This window comes from Corynebacterium curieae (genome assembly GCF_027570035.1).
Taxonomy (GTDB): domain Bacteria; phylum Actinomycetota; class Actinomycetes; order Mycobacteriales; family Mycobacteriaceae; genus Corynebacterium; species Corynebacterium curieae.
On record NZ_JAKMUU010000007.1, the window covers coordinates 65,052 to 85,592 of the forward strand.

The following is a 20,541-nucleotide window of genomic DNA, read 5'->3' on the forward strand; positions in this document are numbered from 1 at the left end:
TTAATGACTCACGGTCAATCGCATGCCACGCACGTGGATCTTGGTGATCCGCAGCTCAATGAGCGCATTGGTGCGGGCATGAAAGCAGTAGAAGACAAGCTGCGCAGTGAAATCGACCGCGGCCAGGACTTCTTAAAGGATAAGGTCAGCCACCTGTCTAAGGCCGGTGGCAAGCGCTTTCGCCCGATGATGGCACTGCTGGCCTCCGAGTATGGTCCGCGGCCGGGCTGCGAAGAGGTTATTAAGGCCGCCACCGTTGTAGAAATGGTGCACGTGGCCACCCTTTATCATGACGATGTCATGGATGAGGCAGACCGCCGCCGCGGCGTGGAGTCTGCCAATTCTCGGTGGAATAACTCCGTGGCCATCCTCGCCGGCGATGCGCTCTTGGCGCACGCGTCCCGCCTGATGAGCGAGCTGGATACCCACACTGTGGGCCACTTTGCCGATACCTTTGAAGAGCTCGTCACCGGCCAGATGCGCGAGACCATTGGTGCCGGTGAAGCCAATGCGGTGGAGCATTACACGGCAGTCATCCGTGAAAAGACCGCCGTGCTCATCGCTTCTGCAGGCTACCTGGGCGCCTACCACTCCGGTGCCTCGGCCGAACACGCCGCGGCCATGTACCGCATCGGTGGCGCCATCGGCATGATTTTCCAGATCGTTGATGATGTCATTGACATCTTCTCCGACCCGAAGGACTCCGGCAAGACCCCAGGCACGGACCTGCGCGAAGGCGTATTTACCCTCCCCGTGCTCTACGCCTTGGAGGAAGAGGGTGAAGTGGGCGATAAGCTGCGTGAGCTCCTTACCGGTCCGCTGCATTCTGACGCCGAAGTGGAGCGTGCCATCGAGCTTCTGCGCCAGTCTGGCGGCCGCGACAAGGCGTTGAAAGACATCAATGCCTACCTGCGCACGGTAGAAGAACAGCTTGCTGTGCTCCCAGAGAATTCGGCCAGCCAGGCTTTGCGCCAACTGGCGGATTACACGGTGCGCCGCGTGGGCTAGCTGCTTGGCGACGCCCCCTCCTTTCCCGCCCATTCTTCCCCATGCGCTGGCGATTTGTAGGTGGGAGGGTGGTTCGTAGTAAAGTATTTACTCGCACCACACAGTGCATGCCAGGTTGCCCGAGCGGCCAAAGGGAGCGGACTGTAAATCCGCCGGCATTGCCTTCAGAAGTTCGAATCTTCTACCTGGCACAGAATGAACCCCCGCAAGCAAAAGCTTGCGGGGGTTCAAGCGTACCTGCAGCTGTGAGGCGGGATCTACTGGCTGGGTTCCTGGGTGCGGGAGCTTTTAGCCTTGTGCCACACCGCAAAGACACTTGCGAGGAAAACAACTAAGAAAACCCCAGCGATCTTGAAGTAGAAAAAGCCATTTCCTAGCCTGCGAGAAATATCTGGCAATGAGGTGGAATCCGATTCAGCTAGGGCCTTGGCAACGTACATCGCATTCAAACTGCCGATGAAGTAGCCGAGGCAGAGCAATAATGAAATAACGGCCGTAATCCTTAGCAAAACTGCTAAGGATGAATGGCGGGACATTGTTCTCATCTAACTCCTCTCACCGCGGCCTAAAGGACCAGCAAAGTACACCTTTCTAAGGCGCTTTGTACTAACAGGTTGCTCTGCAGTCTTATCATCCCTCATGGGCTGCCACCAGAGGTCTTCACAAAGGCTGCCTGGGCGGCTGTGGCGGCTTACTAGCGAGGATATTGGGGTCGCCGGAAAGAGCGGCGGGCTCGATGATGATCTTGACACCTTACCGGGGGTAGCGTCGCGTGGGCTGGGAAACGCACGCGGGGTAGAGGTCTTTGGTGGAACGCTCTGTATGTGAGGGGCCGTCCTTTGTGCTGCACGATCTCTGCGCCTTTGGGGGTCGCCGCCGCAGGTGGGAGGAGCCGGCGCTGCCAAGATCCGCCAGGGTGGAACCTAGGAGCGGGGTGGCGGTCACGCGAGCGTCGGCAAGCGCAAAGCACTTACGCAGCTGGCTTATCCCTTTATCGGACTGCTCGCGCGGATCAGTAATGCTGATGGTGGCGAAGCCGGAGTTGTAATACAGCTTTGTAGCATCGCTGGATTGGCGATTCTCGTCATCCAACACGCCCTTCATTCAAGCACGTTTACATCGCGTAAAAAGAAGCTACTTGAGCTGTATATTTATGGGCTCTGACGTGGCGATTTGTGTAATACGTTTAAAGCAGGTTAGATTATTGGAGTCCGCAACGGAGAGCACAACGAAATAGCGATGTGTTCAACGCTAGGATGTGCCCCCTTAGCTCAGTCGGCAGAGCGTTTCCATGGTAAGGAAAAGGTCGACAGTTCGATTCTGTCAGGGGGCTCCATTCATGTTTGGAGGAAAATATTCCCCAAGGTGAATATGGCGGTGTAGCTCAGTGGTAGAGCAAGCGACTCATAATCGCTGTGTCGCGAGTTCAATTCTCGCCATCGCTACCGGGAAAGAAAGGCGCCCGCAGGGCGCTTTTTTATTACCGCGCTGAGGGCTTTGCTTGCCCCGCCTAGTTTCGGTTTGGAACTACGGCTCTGGTAAGGTCTTCAACGCTTGATGCTTAAGCATCGAGGAATAAAAGAATAGGGGCGTGGCGCAATTGGTAGCGCAACGGTCTCCAAAACCGTAGGTTGCAGGTTCGAGTCCTGTCGCCCCTGCATAGTGGACCCCGTCACTTGAGCTTTCAGGTGGCGGGGTTTCTGTATGTCATAAATTTCTTTGGATGAAGCGCGCCTGAGTGTAGCCAAAGCCACGCTACGCAAATGCCGTGGTCAGCTTTTCATGCTGTGCAAGCTTTGCTAGGGTTGACAAAGTTATGGAGGTGCGCGTTAAGCGCCCTATTAGTTTTAGTTCCCAAGGAGGGTTAGCTGTGAGCGATGAGCAGCAGCCGAAGAATTCGGGTGCACCGCGCCCGACCGGTAAGCGTCAGCTCTCTGGTGCGGCTACCACGTCCTCCGCTGACTACGCCGATAAGCACGTCGTCCGCGTAGAGGATAAGAACCACAATGACTCCCCAGGCGGCGGCGTAGCTGCCTTCCCTGGCGAGGTTGCAACCGAGATGAAGAAGGTGGTCTGGCCTACCGCTAAAGAGATGGTGCAGTACACCCTCATCACCTTCGCGTTCCTCATCGTCTTGACCGCTTTGGTCTGGGGCGTGGACACGCTGGCTGGCCTCGGAGTTGAGCAGGTTCTCTCTGATAAGTAAGATAGCTGCATAACCTTTTATCCCGCTGTTTCCGCTTCAAGGAACGGCGGGATACTTTTTGCCCATACGCGGGCGGGTAGGCTGGTCCTACACAACGCGCCGATGAATTTTTTGGAGTAAGAATCATGAGCGACGAGAACAACGTCGAAACCGTAGGCACCTCCCTCGAAGAGGCTATGCAGTCCAATGTGCAGGAGCAGGCGGCAGAGCACGCAAACTCCGTAGAGGAAGCGCAGCAGGAGGACGCTGCCCCGGCCGCTCCAGCAGCAGAGGAAGAAGCCGCAGGCTCCACCAACGCTGACGCTGAGTCTGAGTCCGCAGATGCGGCCGAGGCTCCGGCGGCGGGCGATGCAGCTGAAACCGAGAGCGCAGTCGCAGAGGCCGGCGAGGAAGAGGAGTCTGAAGACGCCGCTTACCGCAAGCGCCTGCGCGCCTTTACCCGCGAGCTGAAGAAGCAGCCGGGCCAGTGGTACATCATCCAGTGCTACTCCGGCTACGAGAACAAGGTGAAGACCAACCTAGACATGCGCGCCCAGACCCTCGAGGTGGAGGATTCCATCTTCGAGGTCGTGGTTCCCATCGAGCAGGTGCTGGAGAATAAGGACGGCAAGAAGAAGATTGTAAAGCGCAAGCTGCTGCCGGGCTACGTCCTAGTCCGTGCCGAGCTTAACGACGCCGCATGGTCCGTCATCCGCGAGACCCCTGGTGTGACCTCCTTCGTGGGCAATGAGGGCAACGCCACTCCGGTCAAGACCCGCGACGTGGCCAAGTTCCTGATGCCGAACGAGGCGCCATCCACCAAGGGCGATGCCGCCCCGAACCAGGCAGAAGGCGAGCAGGTTGTGGATATGCCGGAGAAGGAGGTGGCCAAGAAGTACGCGCACGACTTCGAGGTGGGCGAGGCCGTAACCATCCTTTCTGGTCCGCTGGCCGCCGTATCCGCCACCATTTCCGAGATCGACCCGGAGACCGGCAAGATGCAGGGCTTGGTATCCATCTTCGGCCGCGAGACCCCAGTGGAGCTGTCGCCGACCGAGATCGAGCGCATCTCCTAAAAGTGATTTTGTGCAGGGCGCACGGTGTTCTAAACTGGAACGCCGTGCGCCTTTGGCGTGCGTAAAAGAAAACGTTTCATCCTCCGGTGGCCCACTGAAGGTGAGCATCCGGACGGGAACCCGTTATTCATCGTGGCGGATATCCCGGTAACACAGGAAAGAGGTAATTCGATGGCTCCTAAGAAGAAGGTAACCGGCTTCATCAAGCTGCAGATCGAGGCAGGCGCCGCTAACCCGGCACCGCCAGTTGGCCCGGCACTGGGTGCCCATGGCGTCAACATCATGGAGTTCTGCAAGGCTTATAACGCCGCTACCGAGAACCAGCGTGGCAACGTGGTTCCGGTTGAGATCACCGTCTACGAGGACCGTTCCTTCGACTTCAAGCTGAAGACCCCGCCGGCAGCTAAGCTGCTGCTCAAGGCCGCTGGCATCAACAAGGGCTCCGGCGTCCCACACACCGACAAGGTCGGCTCTGTGTCCTGGGATCAGTGCAAGGAAATCGCAGAAACCAAGTTTGCGGACCTGAACGCACGTGACATCGAGAACGGCGCCCGCATCATCGCCGGTACCGCCCGCTCCATGGGCATCACCGTTGATGGCGCACCGGAGAAGTAAAAACTTTATGTGGTAGGGCCAGCTACGGCCCGCCAAACACCACACCAATCCAGAAAAGGAATTGTTAAATGAGCACCAAGTCTAAGGCTTATAAGGCCGCTGCGGAACTGGTAGATAAGTCCCACCTGTACCGTCCGATCGAGGCCACCAAGCTGGCCAAGGAGACCTCCTCCAAGAACTTCGACGCCACCGTTGACGTTGTCTTCCGCTTGGGCGTTGACCCGCGCAAGGCTGATCAGCTGGTTCGCGGCACCGTTTCCCTGCCTAATGGCACCGGTAAGGACGTCCGCGTTGCTGTCTTCGCTGAGGGCGAGAAGGCTACCGCCGCTCAGGAAGCTGGCGCTGACATCGTTGGCACCGCTGAGCTGATCGAGCAGATCAACGAGGGCAACATCGACTTCGACGTTGCTATCGCTACCCCGGATCAGATGGCCAAGGTTGGCCGCGTTGCCCGCGTCTTGGGCCCGCGTGGTCTGATGCCGAACCCGAAGACCGGCACCGTTACCGCAGACGTTGCTAAGGCAATCTCTGAGGTTAAGGGCGGCAAGATCTCCTTCCGCGTTGATAAGGCTGCTAACCTGCACGCCATCATCGGTAAGGCTTCCTTCGATGCGGAGAAGCTGGCTGAGAACTACGGCGCACTCATGGATGAGATCCAGCGCCTGAAGCCATCTTCTGCAAAGGGCATCTACATCAAGCGCGCTACCATCTCCACCACCTCCGGCCCGGGCATCCCGGTTGACGGATCCGTGATCAAGGATTACACCGCGTAAGCAGTTCTAACGCACTGCGTGCAAAGTTAAAGGGCTCCGAGGATTGCCTCGAAGCCCTTTTTCTATGCCATGGGTCGCCTGCAGCTACGCGGCGTCAATATCATCTGCTACCCATTTAGAGCCATCAAAGTAGACGTTTCGCGCCAAAGGGATCTGATGGGAGGCAGACTCTAGGATGTGCATAAAGTATCCCGCCGTATTGGGAATGGCCAGGGTATCTCCCACGGCGATGCCGGCTGGGAAGTCCAGTTCGCGGCGCAAAATGACCTCATCTTCAATGCAGTAGGCACCGACCACAAAGCCGGTGCGTGGCACCCGCTCTATTTCCCCTTCTGGTCCCGCCGTGCAGACAAGGAGGGGATCCAGAAGGATGTCATCGGCGGCCGTGCGGCACTGGGTACGGTTTATCGCGGCACCAATAAGTGGCAGGCCATCGGAGCGCTCCTTCAAGAAGCTCACCTCGCTAAGGATGACACCGCAGCCATCGAGGAGGCTGCGGCCAGGTTCCAGATGCAGGGCGATATCGCGCTCGCGCAAGGCGTGGCCGGCTTGCCCGTAGCCGGTTACCTCGCCTGAGAGCAGCAGGTCTAGCCACTTGCCGCGGGTAGGCTCCTGCCAGAAGGGATAGGTATTGGAAAGCGGATCCGATTTCCACGTAAACGGTTCGCCGGTACCAGCGCGTTGCGAGGCGATGCGCTCGAGGTAGTTTTCCCACTGTTCGCGGGATTCGAGGTAGCTCATCGGCACCCCGCCGCCGATATCAATGAATCCCGCGGGCTGGCCTACTGCACGCAGGTGCTCGACTAACGCGATTGCCTCTGCAAGGGCGGTGCGGCGGTCCGCCTCGCTATAGCCGTGTAGGTGAACGTGGACGCCGGTAACAAGGAGGCATTCCGGCCACTCGACCTGCCGCCACGCACTGAGCTTTTCCCCGAAGCGCGTGGGCGGCAGGTGAGCTGGATCGGGGGCAAGGCGAGGTGCTACCCGGCCGGTGGTTCCTAAATCCTGCGCAATGGCGGCGATGCGGGCGGACTCTGCGCGCGAATCACAAGAAATAGTCACGCCCTGCGAGACGGCCAGGCGGAGCAGGCTTTCGGTTTTGATAGCCGCGCTGAGGATAATGCGTTCCGGCACTACCTCGCGGCTAAGGACCTGGCGCAGCTCGTTTTCACTGGCTACATCCACGCCGAGCCCGGCTTCGCGGGCGGCATCGACAAAGCACAGCGCCTTATTGGCTTTGCGTGCGAAAAATACTTGGGTCTTCACGCCGTGGGAAGCACCGGCATCCAGTAGCTCTTGGGCATTGTGGCGCAGCGGTGCGGGATTGAGCGCATTGACCGGTGAGCCGTAGCGCGAGGTTAGCGCTGTGACCTGGTGCGGGCTCTCTATCAACTCGCGCATCCAGGCTTCCCACCGCGCGCGCAGTGGGACGGTGCCATGGACAGGCAGGGCAGGGGTGGAACGGGCGGTCATGGGTTTCCTACTTTCTCGGCCCAGCGGGGAATGTCATCGTGCACGGAACGGTTTAAAGAGTCATGGCCGGGTAAGGAAAGCTCGTTCATCCGGCCAATTTCTACCACGCCAGGAACATCGTGGAAGGGGGAAGGGATGGCTTGGGGAGCCACGGTGGCATCGATAAGCACGTCCACTCCGCCTTCTTCCCGCCAGGTGTCAATCTGCTCAGGCGCGCGCAAAAACTGTGTATTTACCACGCCGGCGTGGATGAGCTCGAGCAGGCGCCGAGCGGTGACCGGCGGCGGACCAAAAGCCACGCGCTCAAGGGTGCGGGAGAGCTCGCGGAATCCGGGCATGGGACCATGCGCCTTGTGCCAATCGACGCATTCTTGGAAGACCCCACGAAAAGCCGCCCCCACGGCCGCGGCCGGGGTAAGCGGGCCGGTACCTTCGGCCGCGCGCAGGGAAGCCTCGAGCTCAGCGACGGCATCGCAAGTGAAATCCTGGCCGTCGATAACGGCGGCTAAGTCCGCAGTGGGAAACTCGCCGAATTCGCCCGCGGCCGCGATGAGGATCTCGCGCAGATCTGCGGCGGTGGAAACACGGGCACAAGCCTGCCGCCAGCGTTCCGGAACTTCCGGCAGCGGTGTATCTGGGGCGGGCTTTACCTCCAAAAAGCGGCCACTGCGGCTAACCGGATAAATGGTCTCTGCGGTATCGCCATACAGCAGGCAGACATCGATAAAGCTCAAGGCCGCACCGCGCACGCCAATGCGCCGAGGCGCGCTAGGGAGATCGGCGCCGAAATAGAGCCCGGTGACTGGAACGCGCGAGGGTTTGTGGATCAACGCTCCAGAGTGGAGGTGGTCGTGGCCGGTGCAGACGAGGACCTCGTCGAAGGGGGCGCTGTCGACCATAAACCCGTCTCCGTCCGCCCTGACCTCGCTCACGCGGTGCGGCAGATGCCGGACGCGTACGCTCGCTGGGGCGCGGTTCAGGGCAGCGGACCAGGTATCGGCAAGAAACTGGCCCACCTGGGCGCGCGGGGGGAAGGCATCGGCGGTGTCTTCCCCGCGGCGGGCGCGCCATGAGTTGAAGTTATCGTGCGCGGTGGTGACGATGGCGCAGTTGACGTTGAGGCGCCACTGCGGCGGTTGCTGCGGACGATAGACCGCCCCCGCACCGGCGGGGTAGGGGTCAAAGACAGTGACATCGAGCGGAATGCGAGCGCGCTCAATGAGCTCTTCTACGGCCCATAGCCCGCGCGGGCCACCGCCGATAATCGCTACGCGGCGGGGATGCCTAAGGGAGGTCACTGCGGTGCCCCTTCGATGCGCGCGGCAAATTCCGCAAGAGAAATATCAAAGTTCTCGCATACCCAGGAATCGTTGTAGATGGTGTCGAGGTAGGGCTGGCCGGCGTCGTGCAGCACGGCAACCACCTCGGCCCCCTCCGGTAGGGAGGGCGCGAGGCGTTGGAAGGCCGCGATGACGGCGCCGCCGGAAGCGCCAGGAAGCAAGCCCTCGGTCTGGGCGAGCTTACGGGCGGCAACGATGGCATCGAGATCGGGCACGCGCTCGACGGAAGAGGGCGAAAACTTGGTGGAGAGGTCCGTTACGATGCCGGCACCATAGCCGGGCAGCATGCGGGTGCCGCGTTCGCCTCCAAAGAGGACGGAGCCTTCCGCATCCACACCAATGGTTTGGGTATCGGCGCCCAATTCGGTGAGCTTGCGCACACAGCCGCCAAGCGTTCCGGTAGTGCTCATGGCCACCAGGAGATGGGTAGGTGCGTGGCCGAGCTGATCCAGGATCTCGGCCATGGTGCCCTCCGCGTGGGCGTGGAAGGCCGCCTCGTTGGAGTATTGATTGAGGTTAAAAGAATCGGGGATCTCTTCCAAAAGCTCGGCTACGCGGGTGCGGCGCGCGGTGAGCCAATCGCCGGTTTCTGGATCGGGGTGGTCGAGCAATTCCACGTGCGCGCCGTAGGCCCGCATGGTTGCCACGGTGGAGGAATTAACGCGAGGGTCTACTACGCAATGAAACTTCATGCCTTGCAGCGGGGCCTGGCGGGCCAACGCCATGCCGAGGTTGCCGGAGGAGGATTCCACCAGCGTTGAGCCGGGGCGGATATCGCCAGCGGCAAGTGCGGACTGGATGAGGGCGCGGGCGGTGCGATCCTTGGCGGAGCCGCCCAGATTGAATTGCTCCAGCTTGAGGTAGAGGTGGGTATCCGGGCGGGGGTTTATGGCCTCCACGTGCATCAGCGGGGTATTGCCAATGGGCGGGTGTTGCTGAGAATGAATCCGTGGGCTCATCATTGGCCCCATGGTAGACCTTAACTTCCGCCTTCGTCCTTGTACTCCCAGCTAGAGATGTGGCCCACGCCAGTGCGGTGGGCCGGGACTAGGTGCACGCAATGCTTTCCGACGCCCCCTCCCGTTACCTCCACCGGCTCACCACCTGCCATTTGAGAGGCCGAGACCGCACAAGAAAGGACCTGGTTTTGGTGCAGGCGCAGGTCATGGCGGCTAAACTGCGCGGCAAAAAACAATGATTTGGAAAAATTGTGGGCAGGAAGGTAGTGTTTTCCACGAAGTTTGAACGGCCAGTTGTGGCCGAGTCAAAGTTCACCGAAGACCGTTGGTCATCCATTTGGATCGAAGGTTCTCCATCCTAGGAGGCGGCCCACGCAGGAGACACTTTGCGATTATTCGCGGCATTCTCTTATGTCGCGCGCCCTGTGCTCTTGCACGGGGCTTTTGTTGTTTCGGGAGACTGGGACAAGGAAGGCCCCGGCGGAATAATAAAAGAGATGTTTTGGAAGGAGGCGAGAGACAATGGCAAACCCAAAGAACACTGCAGACCTAGCAGAGCTGAAGGAGAAGCTGGCTGACGCTAACTCTGTCGTGCTGACCGAGTACCGCGGCCTGACCGTTTCCCAGCTGCAGGAACTGCGTAACGATCTGGGCTTTGACGTTGACTACTCCGTCGCCAAGAACACCCTTTTCAAGATCGCTGCCAAGGAAGCTGGCATCGAAGGTCTTGATGATTTGCTGACTGGCCCGACCGCGATTGCGTTCATCAAGGGCGAGGCAGTGGATGCTGCGAAGGTCATCACCAAGTTTGCTGATGACAACAAGGCACTCGTCATCAAGGGTGGCTACATGGACGGCAACGCACTGTCTGCCGACCAGGTTGAGGCCATCGCCAAGCTGGACAACCGCGAGACCACCCTCGCAAAGCTGGCTGGCGCTATGAAGGGTTCTATGGCGAAGGCAGCCGCTCTCTTCAACGCTCCTGCAACCAAGGCTGTACGCACCGTCGCAGCCCTGCAGGACAAGAAGGAAGCAGAAGCTTAAGTCGTCACAAAAGACGCACAATTACAACACCGTGTGCGCTGCATAACTTACGCGCAGCGCACACACAACACAGAAAGGACTTGCCACCATGGCTAAGCTCACCAAGGACGAGCTCATTGAAGCTTTCAAGGAAATGACCCTCATCGAACTGTCCGAGTTCGTTAAGGAATTTGAAGAGGTATTCGACGTTGAGGCTGCTGCTCCGGTTGCTGCTGTTGCAGCTGGCGCTCCGGCTGAGGGCGGCGCTGCTGCCGCTGAGGAGAAGACCGAGTTCGACGTCGTTCTGACCGACGCTGGCGCTAAGAAGATTGGCGTTATTAAGGCTGTCCGCGAGATCGTCTCCGGCCTGGGCCTGAAGGAAGCTAAGGAAATGGTCGAGGGTGCTCCTAAGGCTATCCTCGAGGGCGCTTCCAAGGACGACGCTGAGGCTGCCAAGACCAAGCTGGAAGAGGCTGGCGCTTCCGTCGAGCTCAAGTAATTTCACTGAGCTTTACGCTTTCAAACCCCCACTTCTATCGCTCTACGCGGTGGAAGCTGGGGGTTTCCTCGTTTTGTGTTTGCGAGCGCAGTGGAGAGTAGTCTTTCGATGGACAGGGAAAGGAGCTGTGGACGTTGACTTCATCGATTATCACAAATGAGGGAGAGGAAGCCTCGGATATCATATCCGTTCCACACCCTGGGGAGGTCCTGCGCGAGGAGTTTCTGGAGCCGCTCGGACTTACTCAATACCGCTTAGCCAGGGATATTTTTAGCTCCAAATCCCAAATTTCAAAGCTGGTCCGTGGGCGCATTGGGATTAGTGCGGAAATGGCGCTTCGTCTTTCTGCCTATTTTGGCAATTCGGCAGAGTTCTGGCTGGGACTGCAGGAAGAGTTTGATCTTTGGCGCGCGCGCCAAACCACGGACACTAGCAGCATCGTCGCTTGGAATAAGCACACAGCTTAGAAATCAATCCGGCGTGGCGGGGGCCTGTAGAAACAAGGAATTTCTACCAAGGGCTGTAGAATTAGCCCCCATGCTGCCCAAGTCCCGCATTTTTTCCGTCCTGCTTTTAGGCCTCGGCGTCGCGCTTATCGCCGCAGGCATTGTGGCGCCGGCGTTTTTGGATTTTTCCCCGCGGCTTCCGCTCAACCTGAACAACAGCACGTGGACGCTGCACGATGACTCCGCGGATTCGCAGCAGCTGTCCAAGGACGGCACCCAGCCGTATTCGGGCCCCATGACCTACCAGATCAACATGGATATCCAAGAGCCCTCGGACGAGGAGAAGGCCACCCTGCGCATCGGCGAGACCCGCATGCGTGGCGACGGCGAGGGCCTCAATGACCTAAGCCAGGCCCAGGTCTGGAGCTACCCGGTGGACCGCTTGAGCGGTGAGGCGCTGGGAGAGGCGTCGCTTAGCCATACGCTTGCTACGCCTTCGGATAAAGTCACGGTGGATGGCTACTGGCTTAAGTTCCCCGCTGATGCGGAAAAGACCAACTATCCGGTCTTTGACCCGACGCTGCGCAAGGCCGTCGATGCCGTCTTTGAAGAAGAGACGACGATGGATGGGCGCACGGTCTACCGCTATCACCAGGAAATCGAACCGACCAACGTAGCGCAGCTCTATGCGGCCGATGGCAATACCACGAGCCTGCCCAAGGAAGGCGGCGGGGAAGAGCAGGGATACCTGACCCACTCCGGCAGCCGCGACTTCTACGTGGATCAGGAGACTGGCCTGGTGGTGGGCATGGATATGGACATCGATGACTACTACGCGGACCGCGAGGGCGTGGGCCGCGAGCGTGCCTTCGTCTTTAATGGTTCCACCTCCGAAGAAGATCAACAGGAACTGCTGAAGGAAGCCAAGGAATTCCCGCGCGACCGCGTGGTGGAAATCATCCGCTGGGTAGTCATCGGTGTGGGCGCACTTCTGACGTTGCTGGGAATCATCGGTGCGCTGGGGCTATTGAGCGGGAAGAATAAGCACGTCCGCTCACGCCAGAACCACGGGCGCATCGGTGGAAGCGCGGTGCCGGCGAGCCGGTAAAAGACCAGCTGAAAAACAAAATCGCCGCCAGGGTTGCGGTGTATTGAGATTTTAGTGGTAGGGTGCTCGGTGGTTGCCGCGCACGATGCTGCGGCATGATTGCGTTAGCGCCGCGGCGAGCACGAGCTTGCCCCCTAGCGTGGTAGCGACACTCCCCAGTAGTGGTATGTCTTTACATGGCAGGTCTTTTCCTATAAGCTATTTCGTTGCGCTGGAATCTGGATCTTCGGTGCACATTTAGCCTTTCAGGCCGGTGATGGCAAAACCGACTTGACAAGGTGATTTTGTGCATTCTGAACCCAGACACTCCACAGCAGACCGAATGCTAGAATTACCAGCGGTTTTGCGGCTCGTCGGCCAGGGCGAGCAGGCAATCCGCGTGAGGTGCTGGAAGGACCCATCTTGGCAGTCTCCCGCCAGACCAAGTCAGTGGCCAATATCCCCGGAGCCCCGAAGCGATACTCGTTTGCAAAAATTAGCGAGCCTATCGCCCTGCCGGGTCTCCTTGACGTACAACTTGATTCCTTTGATTGGCTCGTCGGCGCGCCGGAGTGGCGCGAGCGCGAGCAGGCTGAGCGCGGCGATGACGCCCGCGTGACGAGCGGCCTCGAGGATATCCTTGAAGAGCTCTCGCCGATTGAGGACTACTCGGGCAATATGTCCCTGTCCCTGTCGGAGCCGCGCTTTGAGCCGGTGAAAAACACCGTTGATGAGTGCAAGGAAAAGGACATCAACTACTCCGCGCCGCTGTACGTGACCGCAGAGTTTATTAATAACGACACCCAGGAGATTAAGTCGCAGACCGTCTTCATCGGTGATTTCCCGATTATGACGGATATGGGTACGTTCATCGTGAACGGTACCGAGCGCGTCGTCGTCTCCCAGCTGGTGCGCTCGCCGGGCGTGTACTTCGATCGTTCGATCGATAAGTCCACCGAGCGCCCGCTGCACTCCGTGAAGGTTATCCCTTCCCGCGGTGCTTGGTTGGAGTTCGACGTGGACAAGCGCGATACCGTGGGCGTGCGCATTGACCGCAAGCGCCGCCAGCCGGTGACCGTGCTGCTGAAGGCCCTGGGCTGGAGCGAAGAGCAGATCAAGGATCGCTTTGGCTTCTCTGAGCTCATGATGTCCACCCTGGAGTCTGACGGTGTGTCTAACACCGATGAGGCACTGCTGGAGATCTACCGCAAGCAGCGCCCAGGCGAGCAGCCTACCCGCGAGCTGGCACAGTCCCTGCTGGATAACTCCTTCTTCCGTGCAAAGCGTTACGACCTAGCAAAGGTCGGCCGCTACAAGGTCAACCGCAAGCTGGGTCTCGGCGGCGACCACGATGGTCTGATGACCCTGACCGAGGAAGACATTGCCGTCACCCTCGAGTACCTGGTCCGCCTTCACGTAGGCGAGCGCGAGATGAAGGCACCAAATGGTGAGATGATCGCCCTGCACACGGATGACATCGACCACTTTGGTAACCGCCGCCTGCGCACCGTGGGTGAGCTCATCCAAAATCAGGTCCGTGTGGGCCTGTCCCGCATGGAGCGCGTTGTGCGCGAGCGCATGACCACTCAGGATGCGGAGTCCATCACTCCGACCTCCCTGATTAACGTGCGCCCGGTCTCTGCTGCTATCCGCGAGTTCTTCGGTACCTCGCAGCTGTCCCAGTTCATGGACCACAACAACTCGCTGTCCGGCCTGACCCACAAGCGCCGCCTGTCCGCGCTGGGCCCGGGCGGCCTGTCCCGTGAGCGCGCTGGCATTGAGGTGCGAGACGTTCACGCTTCTCACTACGGCCGCATGTGCCCGATTGAGACTCCCGAGGGCCCGAACATTGGCCTGATTGGTGCGCTGGCGTCCTACGCCCGCGTAAACGCCTTCGGCTTCATTGAAACCCCATACCGCAAGGTTGTGGACGGCAAGATCACGGACCAGGTTGAGTACCTCACCGCCGATGAAGAGGACCGCTTCGCTATTGCTCAGGCCGAGGTCGAGCAGGACGCAGAGGGCAACCTCACCGGCGAGCGCATTGAGGTCCGCCTGAAGGACGGCGATATCGGGCTTACCGATGCCTCCGGTGTCGACTACGTTGACGTCTCCCCGCGCCAGATGGTTTCCGTGGGTACCGCCATGATTCCGTTCTTGGAGCACGACGATGCTAACCGTGCCCTCATGGGTGCGAACATGCAGAAGCAGGCTGTGCCGCTGGTTCGCTCCGAGGCCCCACTGGTGGGTACCGGTATGGAGCAGCGCGCTGCGTACGACGCTGGCGACGTTGTCATCACCCCGAAGGCCGGTGTGGTAGAAAACGTCACCGCTGATGTCATCACCATCATGGATGATGAGGGCCAGCGCGACACGTACATCCTGCGCAAGTTCGAGCGCACCAACCAGGGCACCAACTACAACCAGACCCCGCTGGTGTCTATGGGCGAGCGCGTTGAGGCCGGCCAGGTTCTGGCCGATGGCCCTGGTACCCACAATGGCGAGATGTCCCTCGGCCGCAACCTGTTGGTTGCCTTCATGCCGTGGGAAGGCCACAACTACGAGGACGCCATCATCCTCAACCAGCGCATCGTGGAAGAGGACATCCTGACCTCCGTCCACATCGAGGAGCACGAGATCGATGCTCGCGATACCAAGCTGGGCGCTGAGGAAATCACCCGCGAGATCCCGAACGTCTCTGAGGACGTCTTGAGCGACCTGGACGAGCGCGGCATCATCCGCATCGGTGCGGACGTTCGTGCCGGTGACATCCTGGTGGGTAAGGTCACCCCGAAGGGCGAGACCGAGCTGACCCCAGAGGAGCGCCTGCTGCGCGCCATCTTCGGCGAGAAGGCCCGCGAGGTTCGCGATACCTCCATGAAGGTGCCGCACGGCGAGGTGGGCAAGGTCATTGGCGTTGCCCGCTTCTCTCGCGACGATGATGACGATTTGGCCCCTGGCGTCAACGAGATGATTCGCGTCTACGTGGCCCAGAAGCGCAAGATCCAGGACGGCGATAAGATGGCCGGTCGCCACGGCAACAAGGGTGTTGTGGGCAAGATCCTGCCGCCAGAGGATATGCCGTTCATGGAAGACGGCACCCCGGTGGACATTCTGCTTAACACCCACGGTGTGCCGCGTCGTATGAACATCGGCCAGGTCCTCGAGGTTCACCTGGGCTGGCTGGCACACGCCGGCTGGAAGGTTGACACCGAGGATCCGAAGAACGCCGAGCTGCTCAAGACCCTGCCGGAAGAGCTGTACGACGTCCCTGCGAATTCCTTGACCGCCACCCCGGTCTTCGATGGTGCTACCAACCACGAGATCGAGCGCCTGCTGGCTTCCTCTCGTCCTAACCGCGACGGCGATGTGCTGGTGGATGAGCATGGTAAGGCCACGCTTTTCGACGGCCGCTCGGGCGAACCGTACAAGTACCCGATTTCGGTCGGCTACATGTACATGCTCAAGCTGCACCACTTGGTCGATGAGAAGATTCACGCCCGTTCCACCGGTCCTTACTCCATGATTACCCAGCAGCCGCTGGGTGGTAAGGCCCAGTTCGGTGGCCAGCGCTTCGGCGAGATGGAGGTGTGGGCAATGCAGGCGTACGGCGCTGCCTACACCCTGCAGGAGCTGCTGACCATCAAGTCCGATGACGTCGTTGGCCGCGTGAAGGTCTACGAGGCCATTGTTAAGGGCGACAATATTCCAGATCCGGGCATCCCTGAGTCCTTCAAGGTGTTGCTCAAGGAGCTGCAGTCCCTGTGCTTGAACGTGGAGGTTCTCTCCACCGATGGCACGCCGATGGAGCTGTCTGGCTCTGATGACGATGACATGGATAGCCCATCGCTTGGCATTAACCTGTCGCGCGATGAGGGTTCCTCCGCTGACATCGCCTAATTAGTTTCTTGGTCCACCGTAGGAAAATCCCCGCGGCTGGGCATAAACGTTTAATTCATAGAAAGCCATCAATTCCTCGACAACGAGGATGAAAGGGAGACATTACGTGTTTGACGTAAATCTCTTCGACGAGCTCCGCATCGGTCTGGCCACCGCAGACGATATTCGTCGCTGGTCCAAGGGCGAGGTCAAAAAGCCTGAGACCATTAACTACCGCACCCTGAAGCCGGAGAAGGACGGCCTCTTCTGCGAGCGCATCTTCGGCCCCACCCGTGACTGGGAGTGCGCTTGTGGCAAGTACAAGCGCGTCCGTTACAAGGGCATCATCTGTGAGCGCTGCGGCGTTGAGGTGACCAAGTCCAAGGTTCGCCGTGAGCGCATGGGCCACATCGAGCTGGCCGCTCCGGTAACCCACATCTGGTACTTCAAGGGCGTTCCTTCCCGCTTGGGCTACCTGCTGGACCTCGCGCCGAAGGATCTCGAGCGCATCATTTACTTCGCAGCCAATATCATCACCTCTGTGGATGAAGAGGCTCGCCACAACGATCAGTCCACCCTGGAAGCAGAGATGCTTCTAGAGAAGAAGGACGTTGAGGACGATACCGAGTCCGAGATCGCAGAGCGCGCGTCCAAGCTGGAGTCTGATCTGGCCGAGCTGGAAGCAGCCGGTGCCAAGGCAGATGCCCGCAAGAAGGTCCAGAACGCTGCCGATAAGGAAATTCAGCACATCCGCGAGCGCGGCGAGCGCGAAATCGCCCGCCTGGATGAAATCTGGAATACCTTCATCAAGCTGGCTCCAAAGCAGATGATCATTGATGAGACCATCTACGAAGAGCTGGTTGACCGCTATGAGGATTACTTCACCGGCGGCATGGGTGCGGAAGCCATCCAGACCCTGGTCCGCAACTTTGACCTCGAGGCCGAGGCCGAGGAGCTGCGCGAGATCATCAATAACGGCAAGGGCCAGAAGAAGATGCGTGCCCTGAAGCGTTTGAAGGTCGTTGCTGCCTTCCTGCGCTCCGGCAACGATCCGGCCGGCATGGTGCTGGACGCCATCCCGGTTATCCCGCCAGAGCTGCGCCCGATGGTGCAGTTGGACGGTGGCCGTTTCGCTACCTCCGACCTGAACGACCTCTACCGCCGCGTGATCAACCGCAATAACCGTTTGAAGCGCATGATCGACCTGGGCGCTCCAGAGATCATCGTGAATAACGAGAAGCGCATGCTGCAGGAGTCTGTGGACGCGCTCTTCGATAACGGTCGCCGCGGCCGTCCGGTCACGGGTCCGGGCAACCGTCCGCTCAAGTCCCTGTCTGACTTGCTCAAGGGCAAGCAGGGCCGCTTCCGCCAGAACCTGCTGGGCAAGCGCGTGGACTACTCCGGCCGTTCCGTTATTATCGTTGGCCCGCAGCTGAAGCTGCACGAGTGTGGTCTGCCGAAGCTCATGGCGCTCGAGCTCTTCAAGCCGTTCGTCATGAAGCGCCTGGTGGAAAATGACTATGCCCAGAACATCAAGTCTGCCAAGCGCATGGTTGAGCGCCAGCGCCCAGAGGTGTGGGACGTTCTGGAGCAGGCCATTTCTGAGCACCCAGTGATGCTTAACCGTGCGCCTACTCTGCACCGCCTGGGTATTCAGGCCTTCGAGCCGAAGCTGGTTGAGGGTAAGGCCATTCAGCTGCACCCGCTGGCTTGTGAGGCGTTCAACGCTGACTTCGACGGTGACCAGATGGCAGTCCACCTGCCGCTGTCCGCTGAGGCTCAGGCTGAGGCCCGCGTCCTGATGCTGGCTTCCAATAACATTCTGTCCCCGGCATCTGGTAAGCCGCTGGCCATGCCGCGCCTGGATATGGTTACCGGCCTGTACTACCTGACCATGGACAAGGCCGAGGACGAGATCGGCGGCAACGGCCGCTACCGCGAGGCGGAAGAAAACAAGCCGGCAACCGGCATCTTCTCCTCCTACGCTGAGGCCCTCATGGCCTATGACCGCGGCACCGTTGGCCTGCAGGCGCCGATCAAGGTGCGCATCGATCACCTTCGCCCGCCGAAGGAGATCGAGGAAGAGCAGTTCCCAGATGGCTGGTCCAAGGGCCAGGCATGGATGGGCTACACCACCATCGGCCGCGTCATGTTCAACGAGCTGCTGCCGTGGAACTACCCGTACCTCGAGGGCATCATGGTCCGTAAGGGCGGCGGCTCCGGCAATAAGGTCCTCATCGGTGACGTGGTCAATGACTTGGCCAATAAGTACCCGATGATCACCGTGGCTCAGGTGCTGGACAACATGAAGGATGCCGGCTTCTACTGGGCAACCCGTTCCGGCGTGACTATCACCATGTCTGACGTTCTGGTTCTGCCGAATAAGACCGAGATCCTCGAGTCCTATGAGAAGGAAGCAGAGCACATCGAGCGCAAGTACTGGGAGCAGGGCGCCCTGACCGAGCGCGAGCGCTACGACCGCCTGGTTGAGCTGTGGAAGGACGCTACCGACACCGTCGGTGAGGCAGTCGAGAACATGTACCCGGATCACAACCCAATTCCGATGATTGTGAAGTCCGGTGCTGCCGGTAATATGCGTCAGATCTGGACGCTGGCCGGTATGAAGGGCATGGTTGTGAACTCGCATGGTGATTACATCACCCGTCCGATTAAGACCTCCTTCCGCGAAGGCCTGTCCGTGCTGGAGTACTTCAATAACTCCCACGGTTCTCGTAAGGGTCTGGCCGATACCGCACTGCGTACCGCTGACTCCGGCTACCTCACCCGCCGTCTGGTGGACGTGGCCCAGGACGTCATCGTCCGCGAAGAGGACTGTGGCACCCGCCTCGGCGTCCAGGTGCCAATCGGCGAGGAGTCCGGCGACAAGGTTGTTCTCTCCGAGCTGTGGGAGACCTCCGCGTCCGGCCGCGTGCTGGCTACCGATGTCAAGGGCGAGGACGGCGAGGTTGTGGCCGAGGCCGGCTCCGACCTCACCGAGGAGCTCACCCAGAAGCTGCTTGACGCCAAGGTCACCGAGGTCAAGGTTCGCTCCGTGCTGACCTGCCAGACCCCGGCTGGCGTGTGTGCCAAGTGCTACGGCAAGTCCATGGCTTCCGGCCAGCTTGTCGATATCGGCGAGGCTGTCGGCATCGTGGCTGCACAGTCCATTGGTGAGCCGGGTACCCAGCTGACCATGCGTACGTTCCACCAGGGCGGTGTCGGTGGCGATATTACCGGCGGTCTGCCGCGTGTTCAGGAGCTCTTCGAGGCTCGTAACCCGAAGAACCGCGCTCCAATCGCCTCCGTTGACGGCACCGTTTCCCTGTCCGATGAGGGCAACTTCTGGACCTTGACCATCACGCCGGATGACGGCTCTGATGACGTGGTCTACGAGAAGCTCTCCAAGCGTCAGGGCTTGGCTCAGGTTCGCCGCCCGATGGAGTCCAACCCGGATGCCATGATTGAGCGTTCCCTCAAGGACGGCGACCACGTTGAGACCGGTGACCGCCTCATGCGTGGTGCGGCTGACCCGCACGACGTGCTCGAGGTCCTCGGCCGCCGTGGCGTGGAGCAGCACCTCATCAATGAGGTTCAGGCTGTGTACCGTACCCAGGGTGTGGCTATCCACGATAAGCACATCGAGATCATCATCCGCCAGATGCTGCGCCGTGGCACCGTCATCGATGCTGGTACCACGGACTTGCTGCCGGGTAATCTCATCGACCTCTCTGAGGCCAAGCAGCTCAACGCTGCCCAGGTTGCAGAGGGCGGCGAGCCGGCTCAACTGCGCTCGGAGATCATGGGTATTACCAAGGCTTCCTTGGCTACCGAGTCCTGGCTGTCCGCGGCATCGTTCCAGGAGACCACTCGCGTGCTTACCGACGCCGCCATTAACAAGCGCTCCGATAAGCTCATCGGCCTCAAGGAGAACGTCATCATCGGTAAGCTCATCCCGGCCGGTACCGGTATCTCTCGTTACCGCAATATCACTGTCAAGCCGACTGAGGCTGCACGCAACGCTGCATACTCGATCCCGACTTACGGCGATTCAATCTACGGCGACGATGGCTTCGGTGAATTCACCGGCGCTTCCGTCCCACTAGATGAGGACTTCACCTTCTAACGTGCAGTTCAACTTGCGTTAACGCGGGAAATAAATGGCCCCGCCTTCCTGAACG

At 59.8% G+C, this 20,541-nt stretch carries 16 protein-coding genes and 4 tRNA genes; 15 read left to right on the plus strand and 5 right to left on the minus strand.

Annotation, left to right across the window (positions count from 1 at the left end; genetic code table 11):
* The first annotated feature begins 3 nt into the window (after nt 1-3).
* Entirely contained in the window at nt 4-1,008 is a 1,005-nt protein-coding gene (locus tag L8V01_RS10390) for a polyprenyl synthetase family protein (protein ID WP_269946982.1), read from the plus strand.
* Between the two features lie 109 nt (nt 1,009-1,117).
* Nucleotides 1,118-1,199: transfer RNA gene (locus L8V01_RS10395), tRNA-Tyr, on the plus strand.
* Nucleotides 1,200-1,265: 66 nt separating this feature from the next.
* On the opposite strand, the gene L8V01_RS10400 is transcribed toward L8V01_RS10395, so the two are convergent.
* Nucleotides 1,266-1,544: a hypothetical protein gene (locus L8V01_RS10400; RefSeq protein WP_269946983.1), complete on the minus strand. Its 279-nt coding sequence runs from the start codon at nt 1,542-1,544 to the stop codon at nt 1,266-1,268.
* A gap of 217 nt (nt 1,545-1,761) precedes the next feature.
* Nucleotides 1,762-2,112 (minus strand): hypothetical protein, encoded by a 351-nt coding sequence (locus L8V01_RS10405; RefSeq protein WP_269946984.1) that lies wholly within the window; start codon nt 2,110-2,112, stop codon nt 1,762-1,764.
* Nucleotides 2,113-2,268: 156 nt separating this feature from the next.
* On the opposite strand from L8V01_RS10405, the gene L8V01_RS10410 reads away from it, so the two are divergent.
* From L8V01_RS10410 to rplA, 7 genes are all read left to right on the plus strand, one after another.
* Nucleotides 2,269-2,344, plus strand: a tRNA-Thr gene (locus tag L8V01_RS10410).
* A gap of 37 nt (nt 2,345-2,381) precedes the next feature.
* A tRNA-Met gene (locus tag L8V01_RS10415) sits at nt 2,382-2,453 on the plus strand.
* 140 nt (nt 2,454-2,593) lie between these two features.
* Nucleotides 2,594-2,666: transfer RNA gene (locus tag L8V01_RS10420), tRNA-Trp, on the plus strand.
* Nucleotides 2,667-2,878: 212 nt separating this feature from the next.
* Nucleotides 2,879-3,214, plus strand: a complete 336-nt coding sequence (gene secE, locus L8V01_RS10425; protein ID WP_259887850.1) for a preprotein translocase subunit SecE — start codon at nt 2,879-2,881, stop codon at nt 3,212-3,214.
* 125 nt (nt 3,215-3,339) lie between these two features.
* A complete protein-coding gene (gene nusG, locus L8V01_RS10430; protein WP_269946985.1) occupies nt 3,340-4,269 on the plus strand; it encodes a transcription termination/antitermination protein NusG in 930 nt (309 codons plus the stop codon).
* Nucleotides 4,270-4,440: 171 nt separating this feature from the next.
* Nucleotides 4,441-4,884, plus strand: coding sequence for a 50S ribosomal protein L11 (rplK, locus tag L8V01_RS10435; RefSeq protein ID WP_269946986.1), 444 nt, complete (start codon nt 4,441-4,443; stop codon nt 4,882-4,884).
* Between the two features lie 68 nt (nt 4,885-4,952).
* Complete coding sequence (rplA, locus tag L8V01_RS10440) at nt 4,953-5,657, plus strand: 50S ribosomal protein L1 (protein WP_269946987.1); 705 nt, start codon at nt 4,953-4,955, stop codon at nt 5,655-5,657.
* Nucleotides 5,658-5,741: 84 nt separating this feature from the next.
* On the opposite strand, the gene L8V01_RS10445 is transcribed toward rplA, so the two are convergent.
* Genes L8V01_RS10445 through L8V01_RS10455 form a run of 3 tightly spaced genes read right to left on the minus strand, consistent with a single transcriptional unit; the run spans nt 5,742 to nt 9,441 of the window.
* Complete coding sequence (locus L8V01_RS10445) at nt 5,742-7,130, minus strand: type III PLP-dependent enzyme domain-containing protein (protein ID WP_269946988.1); 1,389 nt, start codon at nt 7,128-7,130, stop codon at nt 5,742-5,744.
* Nucleotides 7,127-8,428 (minus strand): FAD/NAD(P)-binding protein, encoded by a 1,302-nt coding sequence (locus L8V01_RS10450; protein WP_269946989.1) that lies wholly within the window; start codon nt 8,426-8,428, stop codon nt 7,127-7,129. The genes L8V01_RS10445 and L8V01_RS10450 overlap by 4 nt, the downstream gene beginning before the upstream one ends.
* Entirely contained in the window at nt 8,425-9,441 is a 1,017-nt protein-coding gene (locus tag L8V01_RS10455) for a pyridoxal-phosphate dependent enzyme (RefSeq protein WP_269946990.1), read from the minus strand. Before L8V01_RS10455 ends, L8V01_RS10450 begins: the two co-directional genes overlap by 4 nt.
* Before the next feature lie 510 nt (nt 9,442-9,951).
* Between L8V01_RS10455 and rplJ the strand changes: the two genes are divergently transcribed.
* The 6 genes from rplJ (at nt 9,952) to L8V01_RS10485 (ending at nt 20,486) form a co-directional block, all read left to right on the plus strand.
* Nucleotides 9,952-10,473 carry a 50S ribosomal protein L10 gene (gene rplJ, locus L8V01_RS10460; protein WP_269946991.1) on the plus strand — a complete coding sequence of 174 codons (522 nt, stop codon included), beginning with the start codon at nt 9,952-9,954 and terminating at the stop codon, nt 10,471-10,473.
* Between the two features lie 88 nt (nt 10,474-10,561).
* Complete coding sequence (rplL, locus tag L8V01_RS10465; protein WP_023020528.1) at nt 10,562-10,951, plus strand: 50S ribosomal protein L7/L12; 390 nt, start codon at nt 10,562-10,564, stop codon at nt 10,949-10,951.
* Nucleotides 10,952-11,085: 134 nt separating this feature from the next.
* Complete coding sequence (locus L8V01_RS10470; protein WP_200288283.1) at nt 11,086-11,418, plus strand: HigA family addiction module antitoxin; 333 nt, start codon at nt 11,086-11,088, stop codon at nt 11,416-11,418.
* 70 nt (nt 11,419-11,488) lie between these two features.
* Complete coding sequence (gene pgfA, locus L8V01_RS10475; protein ID WP_269946992.1) at nt 11,489-12,505, plus strand: cell envelope lipid trafficking protein PgfA; 1,017 nt, start codon at nt 11,489-11,491, stop codon at nt 12,503-12,505.
* Between the two features lie 384 nt (nt 12,506-12,889).
* A complete protein-coding gene (rpoB, locus tag L8V01_RS10480) occupies nt 12,890-16,384 on the plus strand; it encodes a DNA-directed RNA polymerase subunit beta (protein WP_269946993.1) in 3,495 nt (1,164 codons plus the stop codon).
* Between the two features lie 106 nt (nt 16,385-16,490).
* Nucleotides 16,491-20,486: a DNA-directed RNA polymerase subunit beta' gene (locus L8V01_RS10485; protein ID WP_269946994.1), complete on the plus strand. Its 3,996-nt coding sequence runs from the start codon at nt 16,491-16,493 to the stop codon at nt 20,484-20,486.
* Nucleotides 20,487-20,541: the final 55 nt, after the last annotated feature.